General features: G+C 59.9%; 7 protein-coding genes. 2 read left to right on the top strand and 5 right to left on the bottom strand.

What is annotated here, in order from left to right; genetic code table 11:
- The 5 genes from HMPREF2935_RS13155 to HMPREF2935_RS03175 form a co-directional block, all read right to left on the bottom strand.
- On the bottom strand, nt 1-628 hold a 628-nt coding region (locus HMPREF2935_RS13155), incomplete at its 3' end, for a siderophore-interacting protein (protein WP_168166285.1).
- On the bottom strand, nt 629-1,429 hold the full coding sequence (locus tag HMPREF2935_RS03190) for an ABC transporter ATP-binding protein (RefSeq protein WP_061920704.1): 801 nt from the start codon (nt 1,427-1,429) through the stop codon (nt 629-631).
- A gap of 15 nt (nt 1,430-1,444) precedes the next feature.
- Entirely contained in the window at nt 1,445-2,449 is a 1,005-nt protein-coding gene (locus HMPREF2935_RS03185; RefSeq protein ID WP_070731965.1) for a FecCD family ABC transporter permease, read from the bottom strand.
- Nucleotides 2,449-3,441 carry a FecCD family ABC transporter permease gene (locus tag HMPREF2935_RS03180; protein ID WP_070731962.1) on the bottom strand — a complete coding sequence of 331 codons (993 nt, stop codon included), beginning with the start codon at nt 3,439-3,441 and terminating at the stop codon, nt 2,449-2,451. The genes HMPREF2935_RS03185 and HMPREF2935_RS03180 overlap by 1 nt, the downstream gene beginning before the upstream one ends.
- A gap of 4 nt (nt 3,442-3,445) precedes the next feature.
- On the bottom strand, nt 3,446-4,327 hold the full coding sequence (locus HMPREF2935_RS03175; protein WP_070731960.1) for an ABC transporter substrate-binding protein: 882 nt from the start codon (nt 4,325-4,327) through the stop codon (nt 3,446-3,448).
- A gap of 373 nt (nt 4,328-4,700) precedes the next feature.
- On the opposite strand from HMPREF2935_RS03175, the gene HMPREF2935_RS03170 reads away from it, so the two are divergent.
- Both HMPREF2935_RS03170 and HMPREF2935_RS03165 read left to right on the top strand, forming a co-directional pair.
- Nucleotides 4,701-5,873: an MFS transporter gene (locus tag HMPREF2935_RS03170; RefSeq protein ID WP_083313171.1), complete on the top strand. Its 1,173-nt coding sequence runs from the start codon at nt 4,701-4,703 to the stop codon at nt 5,871-5,873.
- 102 nt (nt 5,874-5,975) lie between these two features.
- A complete protein-coding gene (locus tag HMPREF2935_RS03165; RefSeq protein WP_070731958.1) occupies nt 5,976-6,902 on the top strand; it encodes an exodeoxyribonuclease III in 927 nt (308 codons plus the stop codon).
- Nucleotides 6,903-6,930 lie beyond the last annotated feature (28 nt).

Below are 6,930 nucleotides of genomic sequence, written 5' to 3'. Positions count from 1 at the left end.
GGTGGGCGAGGGCGCCGATAAGTGAGGCTTCGTCGTGCGGGAGGAATTCCACCTTGACACCGGCTGGAGCAGCGAGTGCTTGGGCATCCTGGAAGTAGGGCACCGCAATGTGCACGGTGCCGGTCAGCCCCGCCGGCCATTCGTCGAGGATGCGGGCGATTGCAGGCAGTGCGGTTTCATCGCCCAGAATGTGGATTTCGCGGGACTCGCCGGGCTGGAATTCGATGCCGGGGCCTGGGGCGTCGGTGGCGTGGGGAGCAATCACGTAAATGCTATCGCCGGGTTTGGCCGCGTGTGCCCAAGAAGATGCTGGCCCGGTTTGCCCAGGGGCAGTATGCAGGACGAAGTCGACGGTGAGGATGCCGTTTTCGCGGTCTAAATCGCGTACAGAATATGTGCGCATCGCTCCGCGGGTAGCCGGGTCGAGCTTTTGCCAGGAACTGAACCAATCTTCTGCGGCAGGCAGTTCAGGCAGGCCGGCAGGGCCGGGGATGATCAGCTTGATGCGCAGATCGTGGATCGCACCTGCAGGGCCCATTTCTTTCAATCCAGACAGGCGTACGCGTTGAAAGCTTGGCGAAATCCGCGTGGAGTCGACGACGGTCGCGCGGAATGGTTGATAGGCCACTTATTTCACCCTCCTTTTCCCAATCGGCATGACAGCCGGCAGCCCCGAGACTGGATCATCAACGATGACCGAGTCAACACCGAACACGTCGTGCACGGTCTGGTGTGTCAAAACTTCCTGCGGGGTGCCTTGAGCGTAGACCGTGCCATCTTTAACAGCGATGAGCGCATCGGAGTACCGGGCAGCCAAGTTGAGGTCATGGATGACCATCACGATGGTGGTGTCATGCTTTTCGTTCAAGTCCACCAGCAGGTCGAGGACTTCGAGCTGATGCTTGATATCGAGATAGGTGGTGGGCTCATCCAAGAGCAAGATGTCGGTGCGCTGGGCTAGTGCCATGGTGATCCACACGCGTTGGCGTTGGCCGCCCGAGAGCTCATCGATGGAGCGCTGCGCCAGGCTGGCGACGCCCGTCAGCTCCATCGATTCTTCCACAATTGCGTAGTCTTCCTGACTCCAGCGGCCAAGCAGCCCCTGGTGCGGAGTACGCCCGCGGCCGATGAGGTCCGCGACCACGATTCCGTCCGGCGCGATTGGTGATTGCGGTAGCAAGCCCAGCGACGTGGCGAGCTGTTTGGTCGGGATGTCGGCAATCTCCTTACCGTCTAGGAAAATGTCGCCGTGTGTTGGCTTTAGCAGGCGGGAGAGCGAACGTAGGAGGGTCGACTTACCGCAGCCGTTTGGGCCGACGATGGAGGTTATCTTTCCTGGGGCGAGCGAGAGGGATAGATCGCTTAAGATGTCGTGCTCGCCGTAGCTTAGGGTGATTTCCTGCGCGGAAAGTTGTGCTGATTGTTTCATTGTGGCGACGGTGTCCTAACGGTTGGTACGGGTAAGCAAATAGATAAGGAAGGGAGCGCCGAGCGCACCGGTGACGACTCCGACCGGATAGCGGGTGCCGAAGAAGTATTGTCCGGCCATGTCCGCAGCAAGAACTAGGATGGCGCCGATGGCACCGGCGGGAGCGATCATCGAAGGTCCCTGACGGAAAAGCCGGGTGGCGATTGGCCCTGCCATAAATTCCACGAATGCAATGGGGCCTGTCGAAGCGGTGGCCACTGCGATGAGGATGACCGCACCGACAATTGCCGTAACGCGTACAGCGTTAAGGCGGAGGCCGAGTCCGACGGCGAGGTCGTCGCCAAGCCGTAGCACGTTGAGTTTGTGGCCGAGCATAACCATGACCGGCGCGATGACTACTACCGCCACGAGGAGGGGGAGGCCACGCTGCCAAGACATGGTGTTGAGTGAGCCCGTAATCCACCGTGTGGCCGTGGGCAGGTTATAAGACGGTGCTTTCGATAGCACGAAGTTCGTCCAGGCCTGCAAGATTGCGGACATACCGATGCCGATGAGAATCAGGCGGGTGCCAGTAAAACCTGACTTGAGCGACAACAAATAGATGGCTCCGGCAACAGCGAGGGAACACAGCAGCGACCAAATCGAGACTGTGGTTTGGGAAGCATTGAAAAAGACGATTGCCGTAATGCCTGCGGCTGAGGCGCCGGAGGAGATGCCGATGATATCCGGCGAGGCTAGCTGGTTGCGCAGCATGGTTTGGAAGGTCACACCGGCGATGCCGAAAGCGATTCCTGCAGCCACGGCCACGGTGGCCCGCGGCAGGCGTAGTTCGCCGACGGTAAAGGAAGCGCCGGGAACGGTCTCTCCGAGTAAGACCTGGAGGATCTTCTGGGGGCCGTAGAAGGTCTCGCCAAACATGAGTCTGGCGGCCCACAACACTACGATGAGAGCGATGAGCGCGCTAAGGCACCAGGCAAAAGAACGAGTGCGGGCACGGCGCTGCTGCTGGAGTGTTTGCATTAGAGATCACGCACCTTTGTGCGACGGACGATCCAAATAAACAATGGCGCTCCGATAAGCGGGGTGAGGATACCAACGGCAATCTCGCTGGGGCGTGCGACGATGCGGCCCAAAGTATCGGCTGCGACGAGCAGGAAGGCGCCGGCGAGGCCGGTCATCGGCAGGAGAAGTCGATGGTCGGTTCCTAGGGCCAAGCGCATCACGTGCGGGACGATAAGTCCCACAAAAGCGATGGGGCCGGCGAGCGCCGTGGCCGTGCCGCACAAGATGACTGCCCCGACAACGGAGATTAGGCGCGCACGCAGGACGTTGATGCCGAGGCCGGTGGCGACGTCGTCGCCAAGCGCAAGTGCGTTGAGCGCTGTCGAACAGGCCAACACGATGACAAGACCCAGCACTAGGAAAGGCAGGGCCATAGCGATATGCGGCCACTGGGCGCCGCCAACGGAGCCAATTTGCCAGAAACGGAACTGGTCCATGACATCGGTGCGGGGCAAAAGCACGGCGCTGACCAAGCTCGAGCAGGCCGCGGCTGTAGCGGCGCCGGACAGCGCGAGCTTTAGGGGAGTAGCGCCTCCGTGGCCTAGGGAACCGACGAAATAAACAAACGCCGCGGCCGCGAAAGAACCGATGATGGACACAATCATCGTCGGAACAGGGCGCGAGAGTCCGAAGAACGCGATACCCACGACCACAGCGAGGGAAGCACCAGACAGGATGCCGAAGATGCCGGGGTCGGCGAGGGGATTGCGGGTCATGGCTTGCAACGTGGTGCCCGACATGGCGAGTGCAGCTCCGACGAATAGTGCCAAAACGGTGCGGGGCACGCGCAAGTAGGCGGCGGCCTCACTGGCGGTGGCAGTGGAACCGCTAAGCGCTGAGAGGGCGTCGGATAGGGAAATCGTGCGCACGCCAAACATGACCGAAGCCACCACTGCGGCAACAGTGGCGGCCAATAGTCCGATGCTGACGGCGGTCTTTTTAGCCGTCATGGAATTAGCCCTGCAAACCGGAGTTCAAGCGCTCGAAGTATTTATCGATACCCCATGGAATAGAAAGCGGAGATTGGTTAGCAGAAGCACCAAGTGGGCCGTTGTCGAGGAAAACAACGTGGCCAGCCTTGACGGCCGGAATCTTGCCCTTAAGTGGATCCTTTTGCATTTCCTCCAAAGCCTTCTTGTCATCCGCCGCGTTGCCGGAGGAGTAGGCCACGACGAGATCGACATCGTTGAATTCTTCCGGCTTTTCGGCCGAGACCTCAACCCAGAACTGCTTCGCGCCCTTGGAGTTCTTCTCTACGATGTCCGGGGTTCCGAGACCGTGTTCAGCAAGGAAGCCCATGCGCGGATCCTCAGTGGTAAAGAAACCAATCTTGGAGGCGTCAGTGGTGCCGCCGAATGCGGTGAACAGGAGCTTCTTGTCCTTTAAGTCTGGATATTTGCTCAGGGCCTTTTCGGTTTGCGTCAAGCCAGAGTAGGAGGCCAGAATGACGTCCGGCTGGGTATCGGCGACCTGCTCGAAGGGGATGCCGTCGGTTTCATCGAAAAGCGTCGGGGTTTCAGCACCGAGCTCCTTTAGCTTTTCTTCGGTCCACGGCATGATGCCGTTGCCGTTGTCATCGCCCCAGGTGGACTTGGACATGCCCACTGGTGCAACGCCAAGGGCAAGGGGGACCTCGTGGTTGGCCCAGCCAACGGTGGCTACGCGCTCAGGCGCCTTCTCGATAGTGGTCTCACCGAAAGCGTGCTCGATGGTGACGGGGAAAGCGGCCGAGTTCGCGTTGTCTGCAGAGGAGACAGACTCGTTGCTGGTCGATTCTTCGGACGAGCAGGCGGTGACGCTGAATAGCGTGGCTGCCGCTGCGACGGAGGCGATGATGCTTTGTGCACGTACGAGGGGGAGATCTCCTTGCTTGGTGGATCAGCAGTGATTACTGGCTAAGGTAATCCTGTTCTAACTCAGGCAAGCCTATTATGCAACGACTATGTTGCGCAATTTCTGCGCTGTGAGCTTTGACATAAAAGTCCGACGGTGTGGGAATAACCCAGTTCAGTCTTTCCGACTTACGCACACTGTCTGCCCCGCGCTAAGGTCTCCGCACGTGAAACCTGTCTCTTCTACCGCCGCGTCCGCCGATAGTTCGCGTGCCGATGCTTCGCCTGCCGATGCTTCGCGTGCCGATGCCTTGCTTGCCGACGCCGCACCCAAGCCCCGCGTCCCCCGCCAAACCGAGATTTCCAATGCCCGCCGTATGCTGGTTACCCTCGCCCTTGCGCTGGGTGCGTTTTCGATTGGCACCACCGAGTTCGTGTCGATGGGCTTGCTGCCGCTTATCGCAGGTGACTTCGGCATTACGGAGGACGCTGCCTCGACGCTGATTTCGGTCTACGCGCTCGGCGTTGTGGTCGGTGCGCCGGTGATTTCTGCGGTAACGGGCAAATTCCCGCGCCGTCGACTGATCATTTTGCTGATCGCATTTCTTCTGATTGGCAACCTACTGACGGCACTGGCGCCGAACCTGGCGACGTTACTTATTGCCCGTTTTATCGCAGGCTTGCCGCACGGCGCTTATTTCTCCGTGGCCAACCTCTCGGCTGCGGCGATGGCGCCGAAAGGCGCTCGCGGTAAGGCGATGGCCGCAATCGGCATGGGTTTGGCCGTTGCCACGGTCGTCGGCGTGCCAGCAGCCCAGGCGCTGGGCCAGAGCTTGGGTTGGCACGCGGCTTACTTCCTTGTCGTCCTGCTCGCTTTGGCGACGATGATTCTGCTGTTTTTCCTTTTCCCACACATGACCCAGATGCCTTCGACGGATATCTCCACTGAGCTGGGCGCTTTGAAGAACCTGCAGGTATGGCTTTCTGTCATCATGGGCATCGTCGGCTTCGGCGGCATGTTCGCCGTCTACACCTACATCACCTGGACGATGACCGAAGTTGCGGGAATGCCAGAGCACTGGACCTGGGCGGTGCTGATGATTTACGGCATCGGAATGACCATCGGCAACGCGGTAGGCGGCGCGCTTGCTGACCGCAACACCGAATACTCCATCGTCTTCGCCCTCCTCTGTTTGGTTGCGACCTCCCTCATCTTCTTCTTCGGCGCCCATAATCTGTGGGTGGCCGCCACCGCGTTCGGTTTCCTAGCCTTCTTCGGCTCCGTCCTTATCCCATCGCTGCAGCTGCGCCTCATGATTGTTGCCAGCGATGCTCAGACCCTGGCTTCCGCGTTCAACCAGTCCGCGTTGAACATCGCGAACGCCTCGGGCGCGGCTTTGGGCGGACTCGTCGTCGGTGCGGGCTTTGACTACAACGCCACCTCGCTTGTCGGTGCGGTGCTCGCATCGGGCGGTATCGTCGTCTGGTTCATCACGCAGGTAACCGCCAAGCGAAGCGGTGTTTATAGCAAGATCATCGAACAAAGCTAGAGAGGCTATGAGCTCTCAGGCATCCACCGGCGCTGGCGGGCACGGCACTAGCCGCGGTGGCGGTTGCGGTTTGTCTGCTCGCGCGTAAGTAGACTGGCGCGCATGACTTTTACTATCGCAAGCGTTAACGTCAACGGAATTCGCGCCGCCTGCAGGCAGCGCAATGAAAACAACCCAGGCATGAATGCGTGGCTTGCTGAGACTGCGGCGGACGTTGTCCTCATGCAGGAAGTCCGCGCGAATCCGAAGGAGACGGAGAAGGCGCTTGCCCCAGCTTTGGAGGCCGGCTGGCACCTCGAGCAGGCAGAGGCTGCCGCTAAGGGGCGCGCGGGCGTGGGAATCTTGTCGCGCACGCCGCTTAGCGACGTCACCGTTGGCTTCGGTTCCTTCCTCGATGCCGGTCGCTTCATTGCGGCTACCGTTAAGGACCCAGAGGGCAAGGACGTTCGAGTGGCGTCGCTGTACCTGCCTTCGGGCGATACGGATTCGCCAAAGCTCGATGAAAAGTACCTTTTCCTCGACGAGTTCTCAGGCGTGTTGTCTGAGCTGGCAGAGGCTTACCCGCAGGCAGTTATCGGCGGTGACTGGAATATCTGCCATCGCGCGCAGGATCTGAAAAACAACAAGGCCAACGAGAAGAAGTCGGGCCACCTGCCGGAAGAGCGCGCTTTCATGGATCACGTCTTTGGCACCTTCCCGGACGACGCGCCGCAACCGAAGAAGGGGTTGGGCGATTACCTGGGCGTCGTGGAGTATGCGACCAAGACTGACTGGTCCACCCGCGTGCCGGGGGAGGGAGACGTCAAATGGTACGACGTTGCAAGGCGCTTGGCGCCAGAGGCTGATGGTCCATATACCTGGTGGACCTATCGCGGCCAGGCTTTTAACAATGACGCAGGCTGGCGCATCGATTATCAGGCGGCGACCAAGGACTTGCTCTCCCGTGCAGAAAAAAGCTGGGTGGAAAAAGCACCAAGCGTGGAGGAGCGGTGGTCGGATCATTCCCCTTTGCTGGTGCAGTATCGCTAAGCGGTGTTAAACTGACTCAGTCTTTAAA

The sequence above is a fragment of the Corynebacterium sp. HMSC076D02 genome (assembly GCF_001813815.1).
Lineage (GTDB): Bacteria > Actinomycetota > Actinomycetes > Mycobacteriales > Mycobacteriaceae > Corynebacterium > Corynebacterium simulans.
The sequence above is the reverse complement of the archived record's forward strand: the minus strand, read 5'-3'. Positions and strand labels throughout refer to the sequence as shown.